This window comes from Parahoeflea alexandrii, from assembly GCF_024105735.1.
GTDB classification, from domain to species: Bacteria; Pseudomonadota; Alphaproteobacteria; order Rhizobiales; family Rhizobiaceae; genus Hoeflea; species Hoeflea alexandrii.
The window spans coordinates 47,820-73,729 of sequence record NZ_JAAAML010000004.1; the positions used below are offsets into that span (position 1 = coordinate 47,820).

At 61.6% G+C, this 25,910-nt stretch carries 23 protein-coding genes; 7 read left to right on the forward strand and 16 right to left on the reverse strand.

The window, feature by feature from the left end; translation table 11 throughout:
• Positions 1–336 precede the first annotated feature (336 nt).
• From GTW23_RS19570 to GTW23_RS19600, 7 genes are read right to left on the reverse strand one after another with little or no spacing between them, the layout of a single operon-like run.
• Positions 337–843 (reverse strand): OsmC family protein, encoded by a 507-nt coding sequence (locus tag GTW23_RS19570; protein ID WP_252917069.1) that lies wholly within the window; start codon positions 841–843, stop codon positions 337–339.
• The gene (locus GTW23_RS19575; protein WP_252917070.1) at positions 840–1,877 is read right to left on the reverse strand and encodes an SMP-30/gluconolactonase/LRE family protein; all 1,038 of its coding nucleotides are present in this window, start codon (positions 1,875–1,877) and stop codon (positions 840–842) included. Before GTW23_RS19575 ends, GTW23_RS19570 begins: the two co-directional genes overlap by 4 nt.
• 3 nt (positions 1,878–1,880) lie before the next feature.
• Positions 1,881–2,819 (reverse strand): 3,5-dioxohexanoate:acetyl-CoA acetone transferase, encoded by a 939-nt coding sequence (gene kce, locus GTW23_RS19580; protein WP_252917071.1) that lies wholly within the window; start codon positions 2,817–2,819, stop codon positions 1,881–1,883.
• A gap of 24 nt (positions 2,820–2,843) precedes the next feature.
• The gene (locus tag GTW23_RS19585) at positions 2,844–3,635 is read right to left on the reverse strand and encodes a cyclase family protein (RefSeq protein WP_252917072.1); all 792 of its coding nucleotides are present in this window, start codon (positions 3,633–3,635) and stop codon (positions 2,844–2,846) included.
• An 11-nt stretch (positions 3,636–3,646) separates the two neighbouring features.
• Positions 3,647–4,951 carry a TRAP transporter large permease gene (locus tag GTW23_RS19590; protein WP_252917073.1) on the reverse strand — a complete coding sequence of 435 codons (1,305 nt, stop codon included), beginning with the start codon at positions 4,949–4,951 and terminating at the stop codon, positions 3,647–3,649.
• Positions 4,948–5,517, reverse strand: coding sequence for a TRAP transporter small permease subunit (locus GTW23_RS19595; protein ID WP_252917075.1), 570 nt, complete (start codon positions 5,515–5,517; stop codon positions 4,948–4,950). Before GTW23_RS19595 ends, GTW23_RS19590 begins: the two co-directional genes overlap by 4 nt.
• A gap of 6 nt (positions 5,518–5,523) precedes the next feature.
• The gene (locus tag GTW23_RS19600) at positions 5,524–6,600 is read right to left on the reverse strand and encodes a C4-dicarboxylate TRAP transporter substrate-binding protein (protein WP_252917077.1); all 1,077 of its coding nucleotides are present in this window, start codon (positions 6,598–6,600) and stop codon (positions 5,524–5,526) included.
• Between the two features lie 314 nt (positions 6,601–6,914).
• Here GTW23_RS19600 and GTW23_RS19605 point away from each other — a divergent pair, with 314 nt between their 5' ends.
• The 3 genes from GTW23_RS19605 to GTW23_RS19615 all read left to right on the forward strand — a co-directional run bounded on the left by GTW23_RS19605 (position 6,915) and on the right by GTW23_RS19615 (position 12,390).
• Positions 6,915–9,344: a beta-mannosidase gene (locus GTW23_RS19605; RefSeq protein ID WP_252917078.1), complete on the forward strand. Its 2,430-nt coding sequence runs from the start codon at positions 6,915–6,917 to the stop codon at positions 9,342–9,344.
• 272 nt (positions 9,345–9,616) lie between these two features.
• Positions 9,617–10,912, forward strand: a complete 1,296-nt coding sequence (locus GTW23_RS19610; protein ID WP_152009782.1) for a 4-aminobutyrate--2-oxoglutarate transaminase — start codon at positions 9,617–9,619, stop codon at positions 10,910–10,912.
• A complete protein-coding gene (locus tag GTW23_RS19615; RefSeq protein WP_152009783.1) occupies positions 10,912–12,390 on the forward strand; it encodes an NAD-dependent succinate-semialdehyde dehydrogenase in 1,479 nt (492 codons plus the stop codon). Before GTW23_RS19610 ends, GTW23_RS19615 begins: the two co-directional genes overlap by 1 nt.
• Positions 12,391–12,511: 121 nt before the next feature.
• Here the strand turns inward: GTW23_RS19615 and GTW23_RS19620 are convergent, their stop codons facing one another.
• Positions 12,512–13,597, reverse strand: coding sequence for an endonuclease/exonuclease/phosphatase family protein (locus GTW23_RS19620; RefSeq protein ID WP_252917080.1), 1,086 nt, complete (start codon positions 13,595–13,597; stop codon positions 12,512–12,514).
• Positions 13,594–13,875 (reverse strand): hypothetical protein, encoded by a 282-nt coding sequence (locus tag GTW23_RS19625; RefSeq protein WP_152009785.1) that lies wholly within the window; start codon positions 13,873–13,875, stop codon positions 13,594–13,596. The genes GTW23_RS19620 and GTW23_RS19625 overlap by 4 nt, the downstream gene beginning before the upstream one ends.
• A 153-nt stretch (positions 13,876–14,028) precedes the next feature.
• Here GTW23_RS19625 and gntA point away from each other — a divergent pair, with 153 nt between their 5' ends.
• Both gntA and GTW23_RS19635 read left to right on the forward strand, forming a co-directional pair.
• Positions 14,029–14,688, forward strand: a complete 660-nt coding sequence (gene gntA / locus GTW23_RS19630; protein WP_252917082.1) for a guanitoxin biosynthesis heme-dependent pre-guanitoxin N-hydroxylase GntA — start codon at positions 14,029–14,031, stop codon at positions 14,686–14,688.
• 1 nt (position 14,689) lies between these two features.
• Positions 14,690–15,280 (forward strand): DUF1989 domain-containing protein, encoded by a 591-nt coding sequence (locus GTW23_RS19635; protein ID WP_252917084.1) that lies wholly within the window; start codon positions 14,690–14,692, stop codon positions 15,278–15,280.
• Between the two features lie 27 nt (positions 15,281–15,307).
• Here GTW23_RS19635 and GTW23_RS19640 read toward each other — a convergent pair whose 3' ends face one another.
• The 7 genes from GTW23_RS19640 to hutI all read right to left on the reverse strand — a co-directional run bounded on the left by GTW23_RS19640 (position 15,308) and on the right by hutI (position 23,766).
• Positions 15,308–16,858: a TRAP transporter large permease gene (locus GTW23_RS19640; protein ID WP_152009788.1), complete on the reverse strand. Its 1,551-nt coding sequence runs from the start codon at positions 16,856–16,858 to the stop codon at positions 15,308–15,310.
• Positions 16,855–17,367: a TRAP transporter small permease subunit gene (locus GTW23_RS19645; protein ID WP_152009789.1), complete on the reverse strand. Its 513-nt coding sequence runs from the start codon at positions 17,365–17,367 to the stop codon at positions 16,855–16,857. The genes GTW23_RS19640 and GTW23_RS19645 overlap by 4 nt, the downstream gene beginning before the upstream one ends.
• A 65-nt stretch (positions 17,368–17,432) precedes the next feature.
• Positions 17,433–18,521, reverse strand: coding sequence for a TRAP transporter substrate-binding protein (locus GTW23_RS19650; protein ID WP_252917085.1), 1,089 nt, complete (start codon positions 18,519–18,521; stop codon positions 17,433–17,435).
• A 37-nt stretch (positions 18,522–18,558) separates the two neighbouring features.
• On the reverse strand, positions 18,559–20,241 hold the full coding sequence (gene hutU / locus GTW23_RS19655; protein ID WP_252917086.1) for a urocanate hydratase: 1,683 nt from the start codon (positions 20,239–20,241) through the stop codon (positions 18,559–18,561).
• Complete coding sequence (gene hutG, locus GTW23_RS19660; protein ID WP_252917088.1) at positions 20,238–21,038, reverse strand: N-formylglutamate deformylase; 801 nt, start codon at positions 21,036–21,038, stop codon at positions 20,238–20,240. Before hutG ends, hutU begins: the two co-directional genes overlap by 4 nt.
• The gene (hutH, locus tag GTW23_RS19665) at positions 21,035–22,576 is read right to left on the reverse strand and encodes a histidine ammonia-lyase (RefSeq protein WP_252917090.1); all 1,542 of its coding nucleotides are present in this window, start codon (positions 22,574–22,576) and stop codon (positions 21,035–21,037) included. Before hutH ends, hutG begins: the two co-directional genes overlap by 4 nt.
• Positions 22,573–23,766: an imidazolonepropionase gene (gene hutI, locus GTW23_RS19670; protein WP_252917480.1), complete on the reverse strand. Its 1,194-nt coding sequence runs from the start codon at positions 23,764–23,766 to the stop codon at positions 22,573–22,575. The genes hutH and hutI overlap by 4 nt, the downstream gene beginning before the upstream one ends.
• A gap of 74 nt (positions 23,767–23,840) precedes the next feature.
• Here hutI and GTW23_RS19675 point away from each other — a divergent pair, with 74 nt between their 5' ends.
• On the forward strand, positions 23,841–25,205 hold the full coding sequence (locus GTW23_RS19675) for a formimidoylglutamate deiminase (protein ID WP_252917092.1): 1,365 nt from the start codon (positions 23,841–23,843) through the stop codon (positions 25,203–25,205).
• The gene (hutC, locus tag GTW23_RS19680) at positions 25,202–25,903 is read left to right on the forward strand and encodes a histidine utilization transcriptional repressor HutC (RefSeq protein ID WP_252917094.1); all 702 of its coding nucleotides are present in this window, start codon (positions 25,202–25,204) and stop codon (positions 25,901–25,903) included. Before GTW23_RS19675 ends, hutC begins: the two co-directional genes overlap by 4 nt.
• Positions 25,904–25,910 lie beyond the last annotated feature (7 nt).

Consider the following 25,910-nt stretch of genomic DNA (forward strand, 5'->3'; position numbering starts at 1 on the left):
GGACCGCCAAGTAGGGCAGACAGATGGCGGGGCGAGTGGACCGCCACATTTTGACGCGGACCGGCTATTGGAGACTGGTCACATGAACCGCTGCCATCCGATCGCTCGGGGGCCGCGGATGAAAGGCTGCCTGGTGTCGAGAAAATCCCCGATGCGCTGCCAGCTTTCTCCTTCCTTGCCGGGGCCGGGTTCAGTGAGACCGCCAATTTCGCTTCAGAACTGACGATCCGGGATTTCTTCAGCACGAAACTGCCGCACTGACCGGCAATCGCAACGGGCCTGCGCGCCCATTGCTAGAGCAGGTGCCATCAATCCCGGTCGGTATCGTTCTGCGCTTCACACGTCCAGCCAACCATCGCCGGTCTTCAGACGGTGGCGGATGGTGTTGCGGACGCCCAGCGTCTGCTCGATGAAGCAGCCCTTCTTTGCCGTCTCGATCAGTTCCACCACACGCTCCTGCGGATCATCGGAATTGATCATCACATCGATCTCGAAGGCGTTCGGGGCGGTCTCGTAGACCCGGCCCCTGGCTTCCCAGTCCCACACGATGCGGGTCTCGACCTGCAGATCATTCAAGGTGATACCCAGACGTTTGGCGAAGGCCCTGATCTGGGTCATGATGCAGCCGGTAAGTCCGCCGGTGAACAGCGCCAGCGGCGGCGGCGCGCTGGCATCGCCGCCATGAAACGAACCTTCGTCAGTGGCAAGCTCAAACGGCCCTTCCTCGAAGGGCAGCTTCATATGGACCGACAATTCGTTGCGCATCTTGCCGGTTGCCTGTCCGAGGCAATCGAAACGGACTTGTGCTCTTGGCGGCATGCCCTTGTTGGGATCATCACTCATCTTGATCTGCCTTCGTTCCAGTGAGCCATGGGCAAACCCGCTACCGGCGAGCGAAACCAGGGGATATCGGTGCCGCGCAGACTGCCGATATAGACGTTTCTGAGATCTGGTCCGCCGAAGGTGATGCTCGCCATCCAGGGCGCGATTGTGCCGCCGCAGGCCATCATGTGCTCGGGTCGGGCCTGACCCTGGGCAAAGGCCGCCAGCAATTCCCTGCCGGCCCGGGAGCCGTGGTCGTCATCGAGCAGGATACGCAGGTCGCCTTGCGGCGTGAGCGCGAACACCCGGTCAATCATCACATGCGTTCCCCACAGGTTGCCGTAGGAATCGAAGGCAATGCCGTCGATGAAGGCACCGTGGCTTGCCGGACCGAAGGTTTCGCGGTGCGTAAGCGAACCATCGGGCTGCACCCTGAGCCGGGTGATCTTCATGCCGGTGGTCTCCACCACATAGAGCCACTCTTCCTTTGCATCGAGACGGATTTCATTGGTGAAGGCAAAGCCGTCGGCGACGATGCGCAGGCCCTTCTCGTCCGCAAGGGCAACGAAACCGTCATGTCGCAGCGAGCCGGCGGCCTCCATCCAGTTCGGTATCGTCGTGGAGACGGTCAGCCAGATACGGTCCTTGGTGTCACGCAGCACGAAATTGACCTTGCCGATGGGCTTGCCTGCGAGCGTGTCGTGCAGAACCCGGGTCTCGCCGGTCTCACGTGTCATGATCTCCAGTCTGTCGGTCCCGAAATTGGAGATCAGGATGTCGCCATTGCGTGCGAATGCCAGACCATTTGGCAGCGTGCCTTTCGTAAAACGGCTGACCTCGCCATCTGCACTGGCAAAATCGCTGCGCTCCTCCTGAACGATCAGCTTCTGGGTTCCGTCCGGGCGGATGTGCATCACGCCGCCGCGGGCGTCGGCGGCCCAGAGCGATCCGTCTGGTTCGGCAAGAATGCATTCCGGCCTTTGCAGATCGTGACCGGTCCGGCGAATGGATGCCGGGTCGACCTCGAAGCCATCGAGCGGGTTCGGCGTAGCCATGGCCTAGAACTTCACCATGTCGCCGCCCTTCAACTGGAGCACCTGCCGGGCTTCAGTGGGGCTGGCGATTTCCATGCCGAGTTCCTCAAGAATATGGCGTATCTTGCGGACCTGCTCGGCATTTGACTGGGCCAGTTCGCCGCGGCCGATATAGAGCGAGTCCTCGAGGCCAACGCGGACATTGCCGCCCATCATCGCGGCCTGGGTGATAAACGGCATCTGGAAGCGTCCGGCAGCCAGCACCGACCAGACATAGTCATTTCCGAACAGCCGGTCCGCGGTCTGTTTCATGAACATGACATTTTCCACATCCGCGCCGATGCCGCCCAGAATGCCGAAGATCGACTGAACCAGGAAGGGCGGCTTTATCAGTCCTGCATCGACGAAATAGGCGAGGTTGTAGAGATGGCCTATGTCGTAGCATTCATGCTCGAAACGGGTCCCGCAGCCTTCGCCCAGATGCTTGAGGATGTAGGCGATGTCCCGAAAGGTGTTGCGGAAAATGAAGTCGTCGCTGGCTTCGAGGAAGGGTTTCTCCCAATCGTGCTTCCACTCCTTGTACTTGCCGGCAAGCGGGTGAAGGGCGAAATTCATGGAGCCCATGTTGAGCGAGGTCATCTCCGGTTCGGCCTTAAGCGGACCTGCCAGCCGTTCCTCCACCGTCATACCGAGGCCGCCGCCGGTGGTGATGTTGATTACCGCATCGCAGGACTGCTTGATGCGCGGAAGAAACTGCATGAATACGTCCGGATCCGGCGTGGGCCTGCCGGTCTCGGGATCTCGAGCGTGCAGGTGAATGATGGAAGCGCCCGCTTCGGCAGCCTCGATGGATTGCTGGGCTATCTCATCAGGCGTTATCGGCAGGGCGTCCGACATCGTTGGCGTGTGCACGCCACCTGTGACAGCGCAGGTGATGATCACCTTGTCGTTCTTGCGGGCCATGGCTGATCTCCTTCAAATGCAGCATCAATCGTTGAAAATGGCGACGGCGCGGGTAAAGCCCGCCGAGGCACCCTTGATCTTCCAGGGAAAGCAGGAGATCTCGAACCCGGTGGCAGGAAGCGCGTCCAGATTGGACAGTTTCTCCATGTGGCAGTAGCCGATCTCCATGGAGGCGCGATGGCCTTCCCAGATGATGGAGGGGTCCCCGGTTTCCATCCAGCGTTTGGCGGTCAGGGCGAATGGCGCATCCCACGACCAGGCATCCGTGCCGGTTACACGCACACCGCGCTCAAGCAGGTAGAGGGTGGCATCCATACCAATGCCGCAGCCCTTCATGATGTAGTCATCATGGCCGTAGCGCTCGCCGGCGGAGGTGTTGACAACGACGATGTCAAACGGCTGGATCTCGTGACCGATGCGTTTGAGCTCGGCCTCGATATCGCCGGGAGTGCAGACGTAGCCATCTTCCATGTGGCGGAAGTCGAGCTTGACCCCGGGATTGAAGCACCATTCCAGCGGGACCTCGTCGATGGTGATCGCACGCTCGCCACCCTCGGTAAACCGGCGGTTCATCGTCGAGTGATGATGATAGGGCGCGTCGAGATGGGTACCGTTGTGGGTGGCGATTTCCAGGCGCTCGATGGCCCAGCCTTCGCCCCCGGGCAACTGGTTGCGCTCCAGCCCCGGGAAGAACGAGGCGACCTGATCGGCGGTCTGTCCGTGGGACAGATACTCGATTTTTGGCAGCATGATTGGCGGGTCGGACACGATGTCGGCTTCCAGCGCCACCGATATGTCGACAAATCTTCTCGGCATGACTTGGTTCCTCAGATCAATGCGGTTGCGAGTTGGGGGAAGATGAAAACCAGCGCGAGGGCAATCAGCATCATGGCAGCAAAAGGCGCCGCTCCCAGAAAGATGTCACCGAGTTTGACATCGGGGTCCTCGATCACCGACTTGATGACATAGACCGAAATGCCGAACGGCGGCGTAAGCAGGCCAATCTCCACGGCGATGATCGTGACGATGCCAAACCAAATGAGATCCACGTCGTAGGGCGCCAGCACCGGCAGCATCAGCGGCACCAGGATGAGCAGGATCGACGAGGAATCGAGGATCATTCCCATGACGATGATAACCGCGAGATACGCCAGGAGAATCATGGTGATCGACAGGTCAGCATCAACGACGTAGTTGCCGAAGCCCGCGGGCACACCCGAAAATGCGAGCATGCGCGAATACATCTGCGCGGCGATGATGAGAAAGCAGACCGATGCCGTCACAAGGCCGGTTTCGACCAGAACCCGCCACAGCGATGCCCAGTCGAGCGTTCGCTTTGCCAGTCCCAGCACCAGAGCTCCGATCGCACCGATGGCGCCGGCTTCCACCGGCGTGAACAGGCCGCCATAGATGCCCCCGAGCACCAGCAGGATGAGCAGAGCGATCGGCAAGGCCTTGAAAAGGATCTCCGACAGACCGAGCGCCGGGATGTCCGCAGTGTGCGGTTCGCCGGTAAAGCCCGGCATGAAACGGGCCATGGCAATGGCGCAAAGGGCAAACAGGACAGCAAGTATCAGTCCGGGGATGACACCGGCAATGAACAGATCCCCGATCGATTGCTCGGTGAGTACGCCATAGAGAATGAGCAGAAGCGACGGCGGGATGAGCATGCCCAGAACCGAAGAGCCGGCCACGAGCCCCAGCGCAAAACGCGAGGTGTAGCCGTGGCGGACCATTTCGGGAACGGCGATCTTGGTGAAAATCGCGGCCGAGGCAATCGAAATGCCGGTGATCGCGGCGAAGATGGCATTGGCTCCAACGGTACCGACGGCCAGTCCGCCCTTCAGTCTCCTGAAAGCTGAGTTGGCCACGTCATAGGCATCGCGGCCGATACCGGATTCTGCCACGAGAAATCCCATCAGGACGAACAGCGGCACAACGCCGAAATAGTAGGACGAGATGGTGTTGTAGGCGGCAAGCCCCAACATCTTGGAGGCGAGCAGCGAAGAGCCCTTGATGGCCCAGACCCCGGCAAACGAGCAGGCCATCAACGCAATCGGCACGTAAAGCCCACCGATGACCAGAACGACCATGGCGGCCAGTGACACAAGGCCGATATCGAAAGACGTCATCGGACATCCGTTCCTGCGGCAAGTGGCTGCGCGAACGGTACGAAGCGGCGGGCGATCCGCGCCACAAATTGCAGCATGAGAAGCACGGTTCCGACAACGATGATCAGCTTTACCGGCCAGACCGGGGCGGTGAAATCCCCGACAGCGCCGACGAAATTGTCTTTCTGCCAATCGGAAACGAAAAGCGGCCACGACGCGTAGATCAGGGCTGAGAGTATGGCGACGGCAACCAGATCGTAAATCGTCTCGAGGGTTGCGCCCGCCCTTGGCCAACGTTTCAGGACGAGGTTGATCACCGAATCCGACCGCGTGAACCGGCCCGACCGCAATGCCTGCGGCACCTGCAGAAACACGATCGCGACGATGGAAAGCGAAACCAGTTCAGGAACACCCGAGACCGGCGCGTTGAACGCCTGGCGGCCAAACACATCGGCCCCGATCAGCACCATCAGCGTGACAATCAGCAAGGTGCCTGTCACATTGAAAAGCATGGTGATGCGGTCAAGCAGCGAAAAGGCAATGCCCCAGCCGGGGGCCGGGACATTGCCAGGCGAGTAACTCGCCATGGAGCGCTACTCCTTGTCCCAATCGCGCAGCGGCGTGGCGCCAGCCTTGCGCATTTCCTCCATGTAAAGGGAAAGGACTTCGGTGCCCTTGACACCCTTGCCGTCGAGATCAGCAGCCCAGGTCTTGGCTGCATTGTCCATGCCCATGGCCCAGGCCTTGCGCATTTCCTCGGGCGCTTCCTTCACTGTCGCGCCATTGGCGGCCATGATCTCCAGCGCCTTTGCCGCAAAGCTGGTGAGGTCGTTGTTGTACCAGTCCTTGGCGGCATCCGCTCCCGTGTGGAGAGCAGCCCGAACCTCATCGGGAAGGCTCTCGTACCAGTCCTTGTTGGCGCCGAGAACACCGGCGAACTGGGCTCCCAGGCCCATTCGGGTGACATTGGGCGCAACCTCGTAGAGCTTGCCGGGCACGGCCGCGGACGCAAAGACGATGACGCCGTCATACACGCCGGTCTTCAATTCGTTGTAGTAAGTGGTCAGGTTGCCCGAAACACCCACCGCGCCGGTTCCCGACAGCCAGTTCAATGCCGCGCCGGGTGCGGCGATCTTGCGGCCCTTGAGATCATCGAGCGAATTGACCGGGAAATTCGTCATCAGCAGATAATCGTCGATGCCGATCGGCGCACCGAGATAGACGATGTTGTTGTCCGTGTAGGCCTGCTGCAGGCGGGGATCCTCCTTGTGCAGACGGTCCATCATGTTGGAGATCTGATTGACTTCGGAGGACACGAAGGGTGTGTAGTACGTCACGTTCTGCACGGCCAGCTTCGCCGGATCGAACAGGGCCTGCACCGTACCCATTTCGGCCAGGCCTTCTCCGACTGCCTCAAGCTCCTCGCCGACTTTGGCTATGGCTCCGCCGGCCTGGAGATCGAAGGTCACCGAATGGCCGCTTCCTTCCAGTTCCTTCTGGACCGTGGGGACGAAGACTTCGGGAATCATCTTGACCCAGCGGAAAACCGGCGGATGTCCCGCAACCACGGTTGCGCTGAAGTCATCGGCACGCAAGGTATTCGGGCCAGCGAGCACTGTGCCAGCTGCGGCAAGCAGTGTCAGCGCCATGGTTTTGAGACCGGCTTTCATGTTTTCTCCTCCCAGTTTGAAACGCGGTTCCTCCCGTCCCCGCGCAGTCAGCAATGCAACAACTCCCATCCACGCTGTCAAGAAGAATGAGCTGGCGAGGCGATCACGCCCGCCCGCCTTTGCACCCAAGAGTAAACTCGGCCTCCCGCGGCAAGCGTGAAGGTTGCGACACCGAAGCCAAACCCACCAGCAAGAACAAATGCCTTGATTTCCAACCGCGGGTCGACCGGCCCCGCTCATGCGGGGCTTGCCGATTGCAGCCCGACGTGACATCGACGCAGTCCATGCTCGATGATCAGGGAGGCTATCGCGCAATGTCACATGCACCGGAAGCCAACACGGACATGCGTGATCTGTCAGAGGGGTGGCGTGTCTCCGATGGCGCCCACAGCGTGGCGTTGCCGGTTCCCGGAGATGTGCATTCAGCACTTCTCGCGGCCGGCATCATCTCTGATCCCTACTGGCGTGACACGGAAACATCGCTCGACTGGATCCATGAAAGCGACTGGACGGCGACGAAAGTCTTCGACGTTGAAGCCAAGGACGACGGACACTGGACGCTGAGTTTTGACGGCATCGACTGTGTGGCGGAGATCCGGCTCAACGATGTGTTGCTGGGCCTGACGCGGAACCGGTTCCTGCGCCACGATTTTGATGCCGGCCATGCGCTTTTGGCGGGCGAAAACCGCCTGCAGGTGGTGTTCCGGTCGAATTCCGCCGAGGCAGAGCGCCTGGCCGCCGCCTCGCCTTACCCGGTCCCCTATATCAGCTGGAACAACCGGCTGGCGCATTACAACTTCCTTCGCAAGCCGCAATGCGATGCCGGATGGGACTGGAACATCGCGCTGTCGCCGGTCGGCTTTTGCGGCCCCATAACCTTGAAGCGCACAACGCCAGCACGGCTTGACGACGTGATGGTGCGGCAGCGGCATCAGCCGGGTGGCGATGTAAGGCTCGAAGTCGATCTGCACTACAGCGCTTTCACGCCGGGCACTGTCGAAGCCGAACTCATTTGCGACGGCATGACAACGGCACATTCGGTTCAGGTCTGGCCTGGAAAAGGTAAGACAACGCTAACATTAACAATCAAGGATCCGGACCTTTGGTGGCCCGCCGGTCACGGACGGCAGGATCTTTATGCGCTGAAGCTGCGGTTCGGGACGGAACGGCGCAGCTTGCGGATCGGGCTGCGGCAGGTCGAACTTGTCACCGACGCCGATGAGACCGGTCATCGCTTCCTGTTCCGGGTGAACGGACGTGAGATCTTCATGCGCGGCGCCAACTGGATCCCCGCCGATGCGCTGCCGGCCCGGGCCACGCCGGAAGCCGTACGCGAAATGCTGACCTCGGCGGTCGAGGCCAACATGAACATGATCCGGATCTGGGGTGGTGGCCAGTACGAGCCGGACTGGTTCTACGACATGTGCTCCGAGCTGGGACTGATGGTCTGGCAGGATTTCATGTTTGCCTGCAACCTGTATCCGGCGCATGACCGTGTCTGGCTCGACAGCGTCCGGCTGGAGGCATGGCAGCAGATCGGGCGGTTGTCATCGCAACCCTGCATGGCGCTGTGGTGCGGCGACAACGAGGTGATCGGCGCGCTCAACTGGTTTGAGGAAAGCAAGGCTGACCGGGATCATTATGTCGCCGTCTATGCGCGGCTCAATGCGGTACTGGAAGAGGCGATTGCGGAAGCCGATCCGGATGTTGCCTTCTGGCCATCCTCGCCCTCGGTCGGGCGGCTGGATTTCGGCGACGGCTGGCACGACGACACCTCGGGCGACATGCATTTCTGGGATGTGTGGCACTCGTCGAAGGATTTTGAGCACTACCGCACGGTGCAGCCAAGGTTCTGCTCCGAATTCGGTTTCCAGTCGTTCCCGTCCAACCGGGTGATTGCCAGTTTCACCGAGGAGGAGGACCGCAACGTCTCCACGCGGGTGATGGATGTTCACCAGCGCAATCCCGGCGGCAACAGCCGCATCGTCGAGACGCTGGCGCGCTATTTCCGTTTTCCCGACCGGTTCGAGGACATGACATGGCTGAGCCAGGTCAGCCAGGCGCTGGCGATGAAAACCGCGATCGAATTCTGGCGTTCGGCCAAGCCGCGGACGATGGGAACACTGTACTGGCAGCTCAATGACACCTGGCCGGTGGCGAGCTGGTCGTCGCTCGAATATGGCGGCGGCTGGAAGCTCACCCATTACCTTGCGCGGAAATTCTACGCGCCGGTGCTGGTGACGGCGCAGCCTGATCAAGCAACCGGTGAGATCGTGCTGTGGGCAGTCAACGACACGGCCGAGACAGTGCATCTGCATGTCACAGCCTGCAGGGTGTCAATGTCCGGCCTGATCAGCGAAGCCGGAAGCTGGGCGCTCCCCTGCCCGACCGATCGCCCCGTCGAAGTTGCACGGTTTCCGGCTGACAGCATCGGTGACACCGAATTTCTCAATTTCAGCTGGCAGGATCCGGATGGCGCCCATGCCGGCGAGAACGATTACCTGCCGCGCCGGCCGAAGGACTACCGGTTCGCGGACCCGGAAATCCATGTAGAGGACGAAGGTGAGAGCATATCGCTGACCAGCAATCTGCCCGCGCTTTTTGTCACACTCGATCATGGCGGGTCGGATATATGGTCGGACAATGGCTTCACCCTGCTGCCGGGTATTCCGAAAGTGATCCATCGCAGCCGGGCGCGCGGCGGAATCCACGGTGACTGCAAGATTCGGCATCTGAAGAATTGACCGCTTTTCCAGGATCATGTCCGGCACGGTCAGCCCTCGGCGCTACCTGATTTTTGCCGTGGCCGGAACGAACTTTTGGGGGTATTTTCCCATGCGGAGAAATCGGGCAGCATGGCGCCAAGGGGTGGCTTTGCCAGACACTGTTTAATCGATATACCAGCTCAGGAATTCATCCCTAGAGGCAGGCAATCTGCCCAAACTGGCCAGTTCGGGTGCGCACCTGGCCCCTTTTGACGAGCCGCACATGCAAATAGCGAAGAAAGATTCGAAAAATGGGCAAGAACGCCGCCATTCAGGGCCGCAAGACAGACGCCATCGCGCGTGGCGTCGGCATGATGACGCAGGTCTATGCGGACCGCGCTGAAAACGCTGAAATCTGGGACGTCGAGGGCAACCGATACATCGATTTCGCCGCGGGCATTGCCGTGGTCAACACCGGCCACCGTCACCCCAAGGTAATCGAGGCAGTCAAGGCTCAACTCGACCGCTTCACCCACACCTGCCATCAGGTCGTGCCTTACGAGAATTACGTGCATCTGGCCGAACGGCTGAACGCGCTGGTGCCCGGCGATTTTGAGAAAAAGACCGTGTTCGTGACAACCGGCGCCGAAGCTGTCGAGAACGCCATCAAGATTGCCCGTGCCGCCACCGGCCGCCCGGCGGTTGTAGCTTTTTCCGGCGGTTTTCACGGTCGTACCTTCATGGGCATGGCACTGACCGGCAAGGTGTTTCCCTACAAGGCGGGCTTTGGTGCAATGCCGGGCGATGTCTTCCATGCCCCCTTCCCCGCAGCCTTGCACGGCGTCTCCGTCGAGCAGTCGCTGGCAGCACTCGAGACCCTGTTCAAGGCCGATGTCGATCCGGCACGGGTGGCGGCGATCATACTTGAACCGGTGCAGGGCGAAGGCGGCTTCTATGAGGTCCCGGCGGGGTTCTTCAAGCAGTTGCGCGAGATCTGCGACAGGCACGGCATCCTGCTGATCGCCGATGAGATCCAGACCGGTTTCGCGCGGACCGGCAAGATGTTCGCGATGGAGCATCATGGCGTGGCGCCGGACCTGACCACCATGGCCAAGGGCCTGGCCGGCGGCTTTCCGCTGGCAGCCGTCACCGGACGTGCCGATATCATGGATGCCGCAAATCCGGGCGGATTGGGCGGCACCTACGGCGGCAACCCGATCGGCATCGCCGCGGCGCACGCGGTGCTGGACGTGATCGAGGAGGAAGGGTTGTGCGACCGCGCCATGCAGCTCGGCAACCGGTTGAAGCAACGGCTGCAGGCGATCCGCGAGGATGTGCCGGAAATCGTTGACATCCGCGGCCCAGGCTTCATGAACGCCATCGAATTCAACGACGTCAAGACCGGCAAACCAAGCCCTGATTTCACCAATGCGGTCAAAGCCCGGGCGCTGGAAAAAGGGTTGATCCTTCTCACCTGTGGCGTCTATGCCAATGTCATCCGCTTTCTGTCGCCGGTCACCATTCAGGACCCGGTGTTCCAGGAAGCGCTGGACCTTCTCGAAGCGTCCATCCGTGAAGTTCATGCAGAAATTGGAGCGACCGCGTAATGAGCAGCAAACCCCTCGCAGAGATGCTGAAAGACCCGAGCCTTCTCGTCACCTCGGCCTATGTCGCCGGCTCCTGGATGAAGGCGGCCCCGAGCGGCAAGACCTTCAACGTCCTCAACCCGTCAACCGGTGAACTGATTACCGCCTTGCCGGATCTCGGTGTCGATGAGACCAAGGCCGCGATCGATGCAGCCTATGTGGCGCAGAAGGACTGGGCCGCAAAAACCGGCAAGGAGCGCGCTTCGGTGTTGCGCAAGCTCTATGACCTGATGGTCGCCAATGCCGACGACCTGGGCGCGATCCTGACAGCGGAAATGGGCAAGCCGCTGCCCGAGGCCAAGGGCGAAATCCTTTATGGCGCAAGCTTCATCGAGTGGTTCGCGGAAGAAGCCAAGCGGGTCTATGGCGACGTCATTCCGGGCCACCAGCCCGACAAGCGCATCGTCGTGCTCAAACAGCCGGTCGGCGTGGTGGCCTCGATCACACCGTGGAACTTTCCCAACGCGATGATCGCCCGCAAGCTCGGACCGGCGCTGGCCGTCGGCTGCGCCTTCGTCGCCAAGCCTGCCGCAGAAACCCCGCTGTCGGCGCTGGCGATGGCCAAGCTTGCCGAAGACGCCGGTCTGCCCAAGGGCCTGCTCAGCGTCATCACCTCAAAATCGAGTGCTGCGATCGGCCAGGAATTCTGCTCCAACGACAAGGTCCGCAAGATCACGTTTACCGGCTCGACCGAAGTCGGCCGGATCCTGATGCGCCAGTCCGCAGACCAGATCAAGAAGACCTCGATGGAGCTTGGCGGCAATGCGCCGTTCATCGTCTTTGACGACGCCGATCTCGATGCCGCGGTCGAAGGCGCGATGATCTCGAAATACCGCAACAACGGCCAGACCTGCGTCTGCGCCAACCGGATCTACGTGCAGGCGGGCGTCTATGACGCGTTTGCCGAAAAACTCGCCGCTGCCGTTGGCAAGATGAAGATCGGCGACGGTTTCGGTGACGGCGTGACCACCGGCCCATTGATCAGCGAAGACGCGGTGACAAAGGTTGTTGAGCACATCGAGGATGCCAAGTCGAAGGGCGCCAAGGTTCTGACCGGCGGCAATCGCCACGCGCTCGGCGGTACCTTCTTCGAGCCGACGATCCTGACCGGGGTCACACGCGACATGCAGGTGGCCGGCGACGAGACTTTCGGCCCGGTGGCTCCGCTGTTCAAGTTCGACACGGTGGAAGACGTCATCGAGCAGGCCAATGACACGATCTTCGGCCTGGCGTCGTATTTCTACGCCAACGACCTGACCAAGGTCTGGCGCGTGGCGGAGGCGCTGGAATACGGCATGGTCGGCGTCAACACCGGCCTGATCTCCACGGAAGTGGCGCCGTTCGGTGGCGTGAAGCAGTCGGGCCAGGGCCGCGAAGGCTCGAAGTACGGCATCGATGACTATCTGGAGATCAAGTATCTCTGCCTCGGCGGCATCTGAGGACTGCCCACCAAACCGGTTCCGGGGTTCGACCTACATCGCGCTCCGGAACCGTATGGTGAAAGCCGGCATTGCAGAAGTGGCTTTTAAGCCGTCAGCCGGGGGCAGCCGTCTGGCAGGATCAAGCCTCTTCCCAGTCTGTTCCTGCCGGGGGCCGGTCACGGTTTTTCTCGACCTTGATTGCCTCTTCGGCTTCGGCAATGTCATTGCCGGAAGGTGACGGAGGCGGATCGTTGCGGTCTCTGTCGGTCAGCGCCAGCCGGTAGAACATCGGAAAATGATCGGAGCCCACAAATTCCTGGCGCTCGATCGATATCAATTCGAAGTCCCGCGAGTGGAAGATGTGGTCGAGCGGCCAGCGAAGGAACCAGTAGCGCGCGTCGAACGAATTGAACATGCCGCGGCCCTGCCGCGGATCGAGCAGCCCTGAAATCCGCAGGAACCGGCGGGTGGTGCGCGACCACGCCACATCGTTGAGGTCCCCGGTGACAATGACCGGCAGGGGCTCGTCCCGGGCGATCTCGGCCGCAACCAGGATTTCGGCGTCGCGTCCGAGCGTGTCGCGGTTCGGCAATGGCGGTTCGGGGTGAAGCGCAATGACCCGGATATCGCGGCCACCGGGCAATTCCACGATGCATGACACGCTCGGCACTTCCTCGTTGAGCAGAAAACGCACCTGGCCTTCCCGAAGCGGAAGGCGGCTTGCGAAGATCATGCCGTAACTGTCTTCCTGCGGTTGCTCGATCGTTTCATGAAACTCCGAAAGACAGGGGCGGAGCGCTTTGGCCCAGTTCTCATCTGTCTCCATGAACACGGCGATATCGGGCTTGCGCTGCCTGATCAGCTCGATGACGCTCTGATAGTCATGGTTACCCTGCTTGATGTTGCAGGCGAGGACAGACACCGTTGGCGTGTTCTGCCTGTCACCATCAAATCCCCTTGTTTGTACCGGCCAAAGCGGAGTGAAGCGGATGACGAAGACGAGCTGAATGAGGAGAGCGATAGCGGCCATTGAGAGAGCCGCGATCAGGATGCCGCTGTTCAAGCCGGCGATGATGGTTGCCAAAATCACCAGTGACGAGACAGCGATGGCCTGCAGGCGCCCGAAATCGAACGAACGCACGATGCCGTGCCCAAACGGCAGCAGCGGCACCAGGCTTGCCAGCAGGCAGACCAGCGCCAAGCAAAAGAGCAGCGTTGCGATCACGCGTAGTCTCCCACGCCGGGAATCCGGAAAGCCATCCCGAGCAGCATCTGGCGCCGGTATCCCTCATGGCTCACGCCCTCATGCTCTGTGTCGACGGGGCGCCTGCTTGCGAGCGAGACGCGCAGGCTGGCGTTCGTGGGCTCCTTCAGCGGCTCAACTTCCGACTGCGCCGCGGCAACTGCATTGTCGCGACGCCTGAACGGTCCCGTGTAACGACTGCCGAGCTTGTAATACCAGCCGCCTCGCCAGTTTTCGATTTCGAACAAGGGCTCGTTCATCGTTTTGTCTCCGGTGCCTTTTGCGTGTGCCTATCAACGCATCATGCTCCGGCTTGTTCCCTCGACTGCGCATACGAGGCTTGGGAACTTCCGCGCGTGCTGCCCGTTTAGCCGGGCAGCCTGCCTGTTGTGGCTTGTGGAGAGCGAGTACCGATGAGCGACATTTCCAATTCTTTTCACCACTTCATCCGCAGTGCAGATTTTCCGTGTGTCGGCGCAAAGTCGGCGCTCGCACGCGACGCCTTGTCGATATTGCCGGCCGGCCAGATCGACGGCGCGACAGATGATGTCGAGATCCACCGCGCACTGCGTGAATACAGCGACGGCCTTGATCACCAGAGCCCGATAGTCCGTTCCTTCGTCGTCATCTTCGATGGCCCCGACGGACTTGATGAAGAAGCCTTCGAGAAGGCGCTGTGGAACCGGCTGCAAAGCCTGCACAATCTTGATGTCGTCAGCGGCCAGCCATGGAACCAGGCCGTCGACCACGATCCGAAGTCTCCGCATTTTTCGCTCAGTGTTGGCGGTGAGCCGTTCTTCGTCATCGGATTGCATCCAAATGCTTCGCGGCCAGCGCGCCGTTTCGAAAAGCCGGCACTGGTGTTCAACTCTCATCTGCAGTTCGAGAAGCTCCGCTCAGACGGGCGGTTCGACAAGATGAAGGAAATCATCCGCAACCGCGACGAAGCGCTCGCCGGCAGCATAAACCCGATGCTCAGCGATCATGGCGAAGCCTCGGAAGCCCGCCAGTACAGCGGGCGCGCCGTCGAACCCGAATGGAAATGTCCATTTGCACACAAGGAAATCGCCTGAAATGACCATTCGTATCCCACCCCGCAGCGGCACCGCGTTTGAACTGAAGAAAGGTCAGTTGCTGACCGTTTTCGACCCGAAAGGCGAACAGGTCTCCGACCTTGTGGCCTTCAACGCGCATGATAGGCGCGAGTATCTCTCTTCCGGCAGATCGATCGACTACGCCGGAAGGATGTTCCTGAGCACGGACGACATCCTCTATTCAAACCGGTCTGTGCCGATGCTGACCATTGTCGAGGACGAAGTTGGCCGCCATGATTTCAGCCTTACGCCGTGCTCGCGCGAGACTTTCAGCATCATCTATGGAGACGAGGATCCGCACCATGGCTGCCAGGGCAATCTCGAGATGGCACTGGCACCCTACGGCATAGGCCCGGACGCAATCCCGATTGCGTTCAATGTCTTCATGCATGTGGCGGTGGACAGTGACAGTGGCGAGATCAAGGTGCTGCCGCCGAAGAGCAAGCCGGGTGAGAAGACCGTGTTCCGCGCAGAAATGGACCTGGTCGTGGCGATGACCGCCTGTTCCGCCGGCCAGTCGAACAACTTCCGCTACAAGCCGATCGACTACCGTGTCAGCGACGCAGCCTGACACGCGGCTTAACACCCCTGGCCCGGCCTAGAAGATCACCCCCGGCAGCCAGGTAGCGAGTTGCGGCAGCATCCAGACCAGCGAGATGCCGATTATCTGCAGGCCGATGAAGGGAATAACGCCGGCATAGATCTGCCCGGTGGCGATTTCGGGCGGAGCGGCACCGCGCAGGTAGAACAGGGAAAAGCCGAAGGGCGGGGTGAGGAAGCTGGTCTGCAGGTTGACCGCCAGCAGCACGCCAAGCCAGATCGGGTCGTGGCCCATGACGATCAGCGTCGGGGCAATCAACGGCAGCACGATTACCGAGATCTCGACGAAATCGAGGAAGAAGCCAAGCACAAAGACGAAGGCCATGCAGAACAGCAGCGCGCCCATCGGTCCGCCCGGCATGTTGGTCAGGATGTGAGCCACCCGTTCCTCCCCGCCCAAGCCGATGAAGACCAGCGAAAACATGCCCGCCGCCAGTATGGTGGCGAAGATCATCGCCGTCATGGTGAGCGTTGAATCGACAGCACCGTGAAGGCTCCTCGTCCGAAGCGTCGCGTAGAGCGCCGCAATGATCGCCACCGCACCGACTATGGTCAGCACGATGTACAGCCCCCCGGCGGCCAGAGACATGAACTCGAGATCGCTACGCTGCAAGCGGACCGGAAACAGGCCGGCAAGGATTGCGAGGCATACCAGGGCCGCGGTGCCGAACAGAATGAGGCGCGGGTGCATCCCGACCCGGATCCCCGCCATCAGCAAGGCGCCGATGGCGCCGACGGCGGCGGCTTCCGTTGGTGTGGCAACGCCACCGAGGATGGCGCCCAGAACCGCGAAAATCAGCAGCACCGGAGGCAAGATCGCCGAGATGATTTCAAGCCGGTCGGGCCTTGGTGTGTCGAGTGTCGCGGGCGGCATGTCCTGCGGACGCAGGAAACCGCGCACCAGGATGTAGACCAGATAAAGCACCACCAGCATGAGGCCGGGAATGATGGCGGCGGCGAAGAACTGGCCGACCGACAGGGCTTCCACCGAGAACTTGCCCTGTTCATACTGCGCCTGCTGATAGGCGTTGGACATGACGTCGGCGAGAATGATCAGCAGTGTCGAAGGCGGAATGATTTGCCCCAGGGTGCCTGCGGTGCAGACGATGCCGGACGCGACCCGCGGATCGTAGCCCGAGCGCAACATGGTCGGCAGCGCGATCATGCCCATCGCCACGACAGTGGCGCCGACGATCCCCGTGGAGGCTGCCAGCAGCGCGCCGACCAGAACGACGGATATGCCAAGACCACCGCGCAATTGCCCGAACAGCCGACCCATCGTGTCGAGCAGCTCCTCGGCAATGCGGCTCTTTTCCAGCACCGCCCCCATCAGCACGAACAGGGGAATGGCGATCAGCACCTGATTGGAAATCAGGCCGAAGATACGCTGCCCGGTTGCCCCCATCAGGGTGATGTCCATGGCGCCCATGACCCATCCGAGATAGGCGAACGCGACGGCGACACCGGCAATCGAGAATGATACCGGAAAGCCAAGCAGAATGGCCCCGACCAACGCCACGAACATGATGAGATCAAGATATTCGCTCATGCCTTGGCCTCGGGCCTGGAGGTTTCAGGCAACAACAGCCGGATCAGCAAGGACAGGGACTGGATCACCAGAAGAATGCAGAATGCGGGTATCAGGGATTTGAGCAGGAACACCGCCTCGATGCCGCCCACGGAAATCGGGCCTTCGAGGATCTTCCAGGAATTGCGCACCGAAGGCCATGACCAGTAGAGGATCACCAGCATAGACGGGATCAGCAGAAAGACATGGCCGAAAACATCGATGCGGCGCTGGGTCCGAGGTTCCGCCTTGGCATAAAACACGTCGACGCGGACATGCTTGTCGACCAGGAGCGTGTAGCCCGCGCCAAGCATGAACAGCGTCGCATGCATGTAAAGCACGCTTTCCTGAACGGCAATTATGTTGTAGCCGAACACATAGCGGCCCACGACAATGCCGAATTGCACCAGCACCATGACGAGCGCCAGCCAGCGGATAACGCTCGCCGTCAACCGGCTGATCATATCGAGACTGTCGGCCAGACGCAGCATGCGGTCCCCTCTCGCCAAAGCTGTCCGGCGCGGAAACGACCCCCGCGCCGGACGGTTCATTGCACTCAGTAGCCCATGACGGAGGCGCGGGCGTTCATCTGCCCATTGTCGGCATAAGTCATGTAGCCGCCCACCAGATCGCGGTAGGAAATGTAGCTTTCGGTGATGCGCTTGACCAGCTCATCATCGTTCTGGCGCAACTCGTCAACAACCTCTTCGGCCGCCTTGCCCATGGCCACGATGACGTCGTCAGGCAGCTTGCGGACATTGACACCGTGCTCGGACACAAGCGTCTTGAGCGACTGGGCATGCTTGGTGGTGTATTCGGTCCAGACCGGATTGTAGAGGCTTTCGCAGGCGAGCGAGACAACCTGCTGCAGGTCGGCCGGAAGTTCGTTGTACGCAGCCGCGTTGACGCCGCATTCTTCCGCCGAGGACGGCTCGCCGACGCCCGGCCAGTAGTAGTTCTTGGCGACCTGGTAGAAACCAAGCGCCGAATCCGTCCACGGGCCGATGAATTCGCCGGCGTCGAGCGCTCCGGTCTGCAGCGCCTGGAACATCGGCGGTCCGCCCATGGCCTCTGCCGCCATGCCCATCTTGGTGGCCATTTCCGAGGCGAGGCCGGTGGTGCGGAACTTCAGGCCCTTGAGATCCTCGACCGAGTTGATCTCGTTGCGGAACCAGCCGGCCCACTGCGGACCTGAGTTGCCGCAGAGAAACGGCTTGACGCCGAAACGACCGTACATCTCGTCATAGAGCGCCTGGCCGCCACCATGCTGCATCCAGCCGAACTGCTCGTCGGCGCGCAGGCCGAAGGGCTGGGAGCCGAACAGCAGGATGCCCTTTGACTTGGAACCCCAATAGGCGGGAACGGCATGATAGAGCTCGGCGGTGCCTTCGGAGACGGCGTCGAACACGCCAGGTCCGGGAACAATTTCGCCGGCGGCATAGAGCTTGACCTCGATACGGCCGCCCGAGAGCGTGGTGATGCGATCAGCCAGAAGCTGGGCGGCGACGCCGGGGCCCGGCAGGTTCTTTGGCCAGGCGGTGACCATTTTCCACTCGCGCTTGTCCTGCGCGATGGCCGGTGTTGCGAGTGTCGCAGCCGCGGCTGCACCGGCAACGCCGGCTTTCAGGAATTTACGTCTTTGCATGTCAGTTCCTCTCTGTTTCGAGTTTACCTTGTTGTTCTCACCCCAGTATGCCGGGCAGATTGAGCCCGTGCTCGCGTGCGCAATCGAGCGCGATGTCGTAACCGGCATCGGCATGACGCCAGACGCCGGAAGCCGGATCGTTCCACAGTACCCGCTCGAGCCTGCGGGCTGCGGCGTCGGTGCCGTCGGCGACGACGACCATGCCGGAATGCTGGGAGAACCCCATGCCGACTCCGCCGCCATGATGCAGGCTGACCCAGGTTGCCCCGGACGCGGTGTTGACGAGCGCGTTCAAGAGCGGCCAGTCGCTGACGGCATCGGAGCCATCCTTCATGGATTCGGTCTCCCTGTTGGGTGACGCAACGGAGCCGGAATCAAGGTGATCGCGGCCAATGACGATCGGTGCCTTGAGTTCGCCCGAAGCCACCATCTCGTTGAAGGCGAGACCGGCGCGGTGGCGGTCGCCAAGACCGATCCAGCAGATCCGCGCCGGCAGGCCCTGGAAGGCAATGCGCTCACGGGCCATGTCGAGCCAGTTGTGCAGATGCGTGTTCTCGGGGAACAGCTGCTTCATCTTGGCGTCGGTCTTGTAGATGTCGTCCGGATCGCCCGAGAGCGCGCACCAGCGGAACGGACCGATGCCGCGGCAGAACAGCGGCCGGATATAGGCGGGGACGAAACCCGGAAAATCGAAGGCGTTCTCCAGGCCCTCATCCTGCGCGACCTGGCGGATGTTGTTGCCGTAATCGAGCGTCGGCACCCCGGCGTTCCAGAAATCGACCATGGCCGCCACATGGGCTTTCATCGAGGCGCGGGCCGCCTTCTCGACGGCCTTGGGGTCACTTTCCTGCTTTTCGCGCCATTCGGCGACGCTCCAGCCCTGTGGCAGGTAGCCGTGCAACGGATCATGCGCGGAGGTCTGGTCGGTGACAATGTCCGGACGCGGGCCTCCGTCCTTCATGCGCTTGGCCAGTTCGACGAAGATGTCGGCCGCATTGCCGAGCAGACCGACCGACTTGGCCTCGCCCGCCTTGGTCCACTGATCGATCATGCCCAACGCCTCGTCGAGCGAATGGGCCTTGGCATCAACGTAACGGGTGCGAAGACGGAAATCGATGCGGGTCTCGTCGCATTCGACGGCTAAACAGCAGGCGCCAGCCATGACGGCGGCCAGAGGCTGGGCGCCGCCCATGCCGCCAAGACCGCCGGTGAGGATCCACTTGCCCTTGAGATCGCCGCCATAGTGCTGGCGTCCCGCCTCGGCGAAGGTCTCGAAGGTGCCCTGAACGATGCCCTGCGTGCCGATATAGATCCAGGAGCCGGCGGTCATCTGGCCGTACATGGCAAGCCCGCGCTTGTCGAGTTCGTTGAAATGGTCCCAGTTGGCCCAGTGCGGCACCAGGTTGGAGTTGGCGATCAGCACGCGCGGGGCGTCTACATGGGTGCGGACGACGGCCACCGGCTTGCCCGACTGCACGACAAGTGTCTCGTCCTCGTTGAGCTTCTTCAAACTGTCGACGATCATGTCGAAGTCCTTCCAGGTGCGTGCCGCCCGGCCGATGCCGCCGTAGACCACCAGCTCATGCGGGTTCTCGGCCACATCGGGATGCAGATTGTTCATCAGCATGCGCATCGGCGCCTCGGTGAGCCAGCTCTTGGCGGTGATCTCGGTGCCGGTCGGCGGATAGATGTCGCGCTGGTTATGTCTCGGATTGGTCATGATTGGCCTCCCAATGATGCTGCAAGGTCAGCAACTGAATTCAGAATTGTCTTGAGATGAACGCGCAGCCGCTCCGCCTTCGTCTCGTCATAGGCGAACGGAAGCTCCTCGGTGGCCAGATGCGTACTTTGCGCCAGCTCCATCTGGATGGCGTGGATGTTATCGCCGGGCCGACCGTAGTGGCGGGTAGTCCAGCCGCCCTTGAAGCGGCCGTTGAGCACGCTGGAATAGCCTTCCGCGCCGGCACAGATTCCGGCCACCACAGCCTCGATCACTGGCGCACAGGTCTCGCCATTGTTGGTGCCTATGTTGAAGTCAGGAAGTGTGCCGTCAAACAGGAATGGAATGTTGGATCGGATCGAATGGCAGTCATAGAGGATGGCGACACCATGAATGGCGCGCACCCTTTCGAGCTCGGCCTCCAGTGCCGCGTGATAGGGCGCGTGCCAGGCAAGTCTGCGCGCCTCGACCTCGGCATCGTTCGGCTCTTCAAGCCATAGTGGCTCACCATCGAAGTTGGTTACCGGGACCAGCCCGGTGGTGTTCTGGCCCGGGTAGAGGCTTGCACCTGACGGATCGCGATTTGCATCGATGACGTAGCGATGGAAGTTGGCGCGCACGGTGGTGACGCCATCCAGCAAGCCGTCATAGAGGCGGCCGACATGCCAGTCGGTATCGCCCAGCGTCTGGCCGAGCGGTGTTAGCCGCGCGAAGATGTCATCGGGCACGAAGGTGCCTGTGTGCGGCAGCCCCAGGACCAGCGGGCTGTCGCCGCGCCTGACGTCGACCGGGGTCATGCCGCCGCTCCCGCCAAAAGGCCGGCGACATCGCATTGCGACTGGATGCGGCCGCCCGCCACGATCGCGGCGGCGGCGGCGAGGTCGCCAGCCATGAAGCGGTCATCGGTCAGCGCCGCCACCTTGGAGCGCACCAGGCTCACCGCGCCCTGCAGGACCGGGCTGGTGACAAGCGGCGCGCGAAACTCGACGCCCTGCGCGGCACAAAGCAGCTCCACACCGATGATGACGTTGAGGTTGTCGTTCATCCGCTTGAGCCGGCGCGCACCATGGGCAGCCATGGAAACATGGTCTTCCTGGTTGGCCGATGTGGGCGTGGAATCGGTCGAGCAGGGATTGGCGAGGTGCTTGTTCTCGCTCATCAGGGCGGCCGTTGTGACTTCCGCAATCATCAGGCCGGAATTGAGTCCCGGCTCGGGTGTCAGAAATGGCGGTAGATCGAAGGAAAGGGTGGGATCGACCATCAACGCAACGCGGCGCTGGGCGATGGCGCCGATTTCGGCAATGGCGAGGGCAATCTGGTCGGCCGCAAAGGCTACCGGCTCGGCGTGAAAATTGCCGCCAGAGACGATTTTTCCCTCAGCCACCAGCACCAGCGGGTTGTCCGAAACCGCATTGGCCTCGATCTCGAGCGTCTGGCCGGCATAGCGCAGCAGATCGAGCGCGGCACCTGCGACCTGCGGCTGGCAGCGGATGCAATAGGGATCCTGCACGCGGGTATCGCCGTCACGGTGGCTTTCACGGATCACCGAGCTCTGCATCACCGCGCGCATGGCGCGGGCAACGTCAATCTGACCACGGTGCCCACGGAAAGCGTGGATGCCTTCCTCAAGCGGCGCGGTCGATCCCATGATTGCGTCGGTCGACAGGCAGGACGAGACCACGCTTGCTTCGAGATTGCGGATCGCGCCGAAATAGCCGGTCAGCGCACAGGCGGTTGAGAATTGCGTGCCGTTGATCAGGCCAAGGCCTTCCTTCGGAGCAAGCACGGCGGGCTCGATGCCGGCCTTGGCAAGCGCCTCGGCAGCTGGCATGCGCTCGCCGCCAAAGATCGCTTCGCCCTCGCCGATCATCGCTGCGGCCATGTGGGCCAGCGGCGCCAGATCGCCCGATGCGCCGACCGAGCCCTGGCTCGGGATCACCGGCGTGACGCCTTCGCGCAGCATGTTCTGAATGACGGAGAGCGTCTTCCATGTGATACCCGACGCACCCCGACCGGCGGACAGAAGCTTGAGCGCCATCATCAACCGTGTGGTGGCAACGTCCAGCGACTCGCCGACGCCACAGCAATGCGACAGGATCAGGTTGCGCTGAAGCTGGGCCGTGTCACCAGGCTTGATCCGCACACTGGCCAGCTTGCCAAAACCGGTGTTGACGCCATAGACCGCCTCGTCGCCTTCCGCCGCCTTGCGAACCAGCGCCGCCGCAGCCTCGATGCCCGGCAGGGCGCTGTCATCAAGAACCACGGCAATACCGGTGCGCCAGATCTGTTCGAGCTGGTCAAGTGTGGCATGGCCGGGGGTGAGCGTCAGCGTCACGATGCGCCTCCAAAAATCCGCTTGAAGAGCGGGTTGAAACCAATGCGGTAGGCCAGTTCGGCAGGGTGCTCGACGTTCCAGATGGCCAAGTCGGCGCGCAGGCCGGGTGCGATCATGCCGGTATCGTCCAAGGCGAGTGCGCGGGCGGCGTTTCGGGTTACGCCGGCGAGCGCTTCTTCCGGCGTCATCCGGAACAGGGTGCAGGCCATGTTCATGCTCAGAAGCAGCGACGACATTGGCGACGAGCCGGGATTGCAGTCAGTCGCGACCGCCATCGGGACACCGGCTTCGCGGAAGGCGTTGATCGGCGGCGCTGCGGTTTCGCGCAGCGTGTAGAAGGCGCCGGGCAGGATGACCGCCACGCTGCCGGCTTTTGCCATGGCTGCTGCATCGTCCGCAGTGGCATATTCGAGATGATCGGCGGACAGTGCGCCGTATTCGGCTGCCAGCTTTGCGCCACCGAGATTGGAGAGCTGCTCGGCGTGAAGCTTGACCGGAATGCCGAGTTCTTTCGCCCTTTCGAAGACGCGGACGATCTGTTCCGGCGTAAAGGCGATGCCCTCGCAGAAACCGTCAACAGCATCGACCAGTCCTTCGGCGTGGGCTGCCTCGAGTGCCGTGATGCAGACCTCGTCGATATAGGCGTCCCCGCGACCCTTGTATTCGGGCGGCACCGCATGGGCGCCGAGATAGCTGGTCCTGACCCGGACCTGTCTTTGCGCGGCAACCGCCTTCGCGGCGCGCAGCATCTTCAATTCGTTGGCAGTGTCGAGGCCATAGCCGGACTTGATCTCAAGGGTCGATACGCCCTCGGCAATCATCGCATCAACACGGGTCAGGGCGCTAGCGACGAGTTCATCTTCCGTAGCCGCACGTGTGGCGGCGACGGTGGACACAATACCGCCTCCTGCCCGGGCGACTTCCTCATAGGACGCACCTTCAAGCCGCATCTCGAACTCGCGGGCACGGTTGCCGCCGTGAACGACATGGGTATGGCAATCGATCAGCGCCGGCGTGACCAGCCGGCCATCGAGATCGATCACTTCGCCGGCATCGAACCGGGCCGGAACAGTTTGGCCCGGACCTGCCCAAGCGATAACGCCATTCTCGATCGCCACAGCCCCCTGCTCCACCAGCCCGTAAGCTGGCGAACCATCCATCGTCGCCAATGTCGCGTTGATCAGAAGCATCATTTCGCCGTTGTTATGTCCGTGTCATTGAACTATAAGTATATACATAAAAACCTGTCAAGAGGTGCGATACGATGACGATTGTCTGGGCTGAAAAAGCATTGCTGGATACCGGATGGGCGGAAGCCGTGCGGATCGAAGCCGGGACTGATGGCCTGATCAGCAAGATCGAAACGGGCGCCCCGGCTGAAGGACACCGAACCGGCATCCTGCTCCCGGCACCAGCCAATTGCCATAGCCATGCGTTTCAGCGCGCTATGGCTGGACTGACCGAAAAGCGAGGGCCTGACGCCTCGGACTCATTCTGGACATGGCGGCAGCTGATGTTCCGCTTTCTCGACCGGCTGACGCCGGAGCATGTCGAGGCGATCGCCGCATTCGTGCAGATGGAGATGCTGGAAGCCGGTTATTCGGCGAATGTCGAATTCCACTATCTGCATCATCAGCCTGGAGGCAGCCCCTACGCCAACATCGCCGAGATGGCCGAACGGATCGCTGCGGCCAGCGCGCTGAGCGGCATGGGACTGACATTGCTGCCGGTGCACTACCAGTATGGCGGCTGCGACAAGCGTCCGCTCGGCCCCGGGCAGATCCGCTTCGGCAATACGCTCGATGCCTATGCGGAACTGCATGCCCGGTCGGCCGAGACGATCGGCCTGCTTCCCGGCGACGCCAGGATCGGTGTCGCCCCGCACAGCCTGCGGGCAGTGGCGCCGGAAGACCTTGCCCACCACGCCGAGCTCGCGAGAGACACTCCGCTGCACATGCACCTGGCAGAACAGATTGCCGAGGTTGAGGAAGTCGAAGCGGCCTATGGAAAGCGTCCTGTAGAGTTCGTGCTCGACAGGATGGAGCTCAACGCGCGACGCTGCTTTATTCACTGTACGCAGATGCTGCCGCATGAAACCGAGGGGCTTGCAAGAAGCGGCGCTGTGGCAGGGCTCTGCCCGATCACCGAATCGAGCCTGGGCGACGGTATCTTCGACGGCGTGCGCTGGTTTGCAGCCAATGGAGCCATTGCTGTCGGTTCCGATTCCAACATCCGCATCTCGCTTTCGGAAGAGCTGCGGACGCTCGATTACTCGCAACGCCTTCGCGACCATTCCCGCGCAGCGCTGGCGACACCTGAACACTCCACCGGCAGACGGCTGTTCGACGCCGTCAATGACGGCGGAGCGAAATCCTCGGGGCGCAACAATGGCGCCCTGGCGGTGGGGAAGCTCGCCGACATGATGGCGCTCGATGCGGGGGCTGTGGATCTGATCGGAAGAAGCGGCGACACCATTCTCGATTGCTATATGTTCGCAGGCGACGACCGCATGATAGAGGATGTCTGGTCGGCTGGCCGGCACATGGTAGCAGGAGGCCGGCATGTCAAACAGGAGGCCATTGTCTCGGCCTATGCCAGGACAATGAAGGAGCTTGGAGAGGCTATTTGAGCGGAGGAGAGTTCAAAAGCTGGCAGTCGGTGCAGGCGGAAGTCCTGCGCCGGATCAATGCCAGGGAATGGAAGCCGGGGGACTTCATTCCAAACGAGTCCGAACTGTCGGTTGAATTTGGTTGCGCACGGGCAACAGTGAACCGGGCGTTGCGCGGACTTGCGGAATCTGGCCTGCTGGACAGACGGCGCAAGGCCGGCACCAGGGTGGCGCTCAACCCGGTGCGCAAGGCGACGCTGGACATTCCGGTGATTCGCTACGAGATCGAAGGCAAGGGGCAGAGCTATCGCCACTCGGTCCTGTCGCTGGAACGGATGGTACCCCCGTCCGGCATCAGGGCGAGAATGCAAACCCAGACAGGAGTCAAACTACTCCACCTGGTGACGCTGCATCTGGCGGACGGCAAGCCGTATGTGTTTGGCGACAGGTGGATCAACCCGGACGCCGTACCGGGAATCGAGAAGGCGGACCTGTCGGCACAAAGCGCCAATGAATGGCTGGTGGCCAACATTCCTTTTGAGGGCGGGGACTTTTCGTTCTCAGCCATGACCGCGGGAAAACGCGAAGCCGAGATCCTGGCCTGCAAGGAAGGCGAAGGGCTTTTCGTGATCGAGCGCAGCACATGGAACAAGAGCCATGTGATCACCTCGGTGCGCCTGACATTCGCGCCGGGCTACCGGATGCACACGCAGATCTGAGTGTTGC

What these genes read in the sequence shown, in the direction of transcription:
- GTW23_RS19570 (WP_252917069.1), bottom strand. Translation starts at nt 843, where the DNA reads ATGAGTGATGATCCCAACAAGGGCATGCCGCCAAGAGCACAAGTCCGT.
- GTW23_RS19575 (WP_252917070.1), bottom strand. Translation starts at nt 1,877, where the DNA reads ATGGCTACGCCGAACCCGCTCGATGGCTTCGAGGTCGACCCGGCATCC.
- kce (WP_252917071.1), bottom strand. Translation starts at nt 2,819, where the DNA reads ATGGCCCGCAAGAACGACAAGGTGATCATCACCTGCGCTGTCACAGGT.
- GTW23_RS19585 (WP_252917072.1), bottom strand. Translation starts at nt 3,635, where the DNA reads ATGCCGAGAAGATTTGTCGACATATCGGTGGCGCTGGAAGCCGACATC.
- GTW23_RS19590 (WP_252917073.1), bottom strand. Translation starts at nt 4,951, where the DNA reads ATGACGTCTTTCGATATCGGCCTTGTGTCACTGGCCGCCATGGTCGTT.
- GTW23_RS19595 (WP_252917075.1), bottom strand. Translation starts at nt 5,517, where the DNA reads ATGGCGAGTTACTCGCCTGGCAATGTCCCGGCCCCCGGCTGGGGCATT.
- GTW23_RS19600 (WP_252917077.1), bottom strand. Translation starts at nt 6,600, where the DNA reads ATGAAAGCCGGTCTCAAAACCATGGCGCTGACACTGCTTGCCGCAGCT.
- GTW23_RS19605 (WP_252917078.1), top strand. Translation starts at nt 6,915, where the DNA reads ATGTCACATGCACCGGAAGCCAACACGGACATGCGTGATCTGTCAGAG.
- GTW23_RS19610 (WP_152009782.1), top strand. Translation starts at nt 9,617, where the DNA reads ATGGGCAAGAACGCCGCCATTCAGGGCCGCAAGACAGACGCCATCGCG.
- GTW23_RS19615 (WP_152009783.1), top strand. Translation starts at nt 10,912, where the DNA reads ATGAGCAGCAAACCCCTCGCAGAGATGCTGAAAGACCCGAGCCTTCTC.
- GTW23_RS19625 (WP_152009785.1), bottom strand. Translation starts at nt 13,875, where the DNA reads ATGAACGAGCCCTTGTTCGAAATCGAAAACTGGCGAGGCGGCTGGTAT.
- gntA (WP_252917082.1), top strand. Translation starts at nt 14,029, where the DNA reads ATGAGCGACATTTCCAATTCTTTTCACCACTTCATCCGCAGTGCAGAT.
- GTW23_RS19635 (WP_252917084.1), top strand. Translation starts at nt 14,690, where the DNA reads ATGACCATTCGTATCCCACCCCGCAGCGGCACCGCGTTTGAACTGAAG.
- GTW23_RS19640 (WP_152009788.1), bottom strand. Translation starts at nt 16,858, where the DNA reads ATGAGCGAATATCTTGATCTCATCATGTTCGTGGCGTTGGTCGGGGCC.
- GTW23_RS19645 (WP_152009789.1), bottom strand. Translation starts at nt 17,367, where the DNA reads ATGCTGCGTCTGGCCGACAGTCTCGATATGATCAGCCGGTTGACGGCG.
- GTW23_RS19650 (WP_252917085.1), bottom strand. Translation starts at nt 18,521, where the DNA reads ATGCAAAGACGTAAATTCCTGAAAGCCGGCGTTGCCGGTGCAGCCGCG.
- hutU (WP_252917086.1), bottom strand. Translation starts at nt 20,241, where the DNA reads ATGACCAATCCGAGACATAACCAGCGCGACATCTATCCGCCGACCGGC.
- hutG (WP_252917088.1), bottom strand. Translation starts at nt 21,038, where the DNA reads ATGACCCCGGTCGACGTCAGGCGCGGCGACAGCCCGCTGGTCCTGGGG.
- hutI (WP_252917480.1), bottom strand. Translation starts at nt 23,766, where the DNA reads ATGCTTCTGATCAACGCGACATTGGCGACGATGGATGGTTCGCCAGCT.
- GTW23_RS19675 (WP_252917092.1), top strand. Translation starts at nt 23,841, where the DNA reads ATGACGATTGTCTGGGCTGAAAAAGCATTGCTGGATACCGGATGGGCG.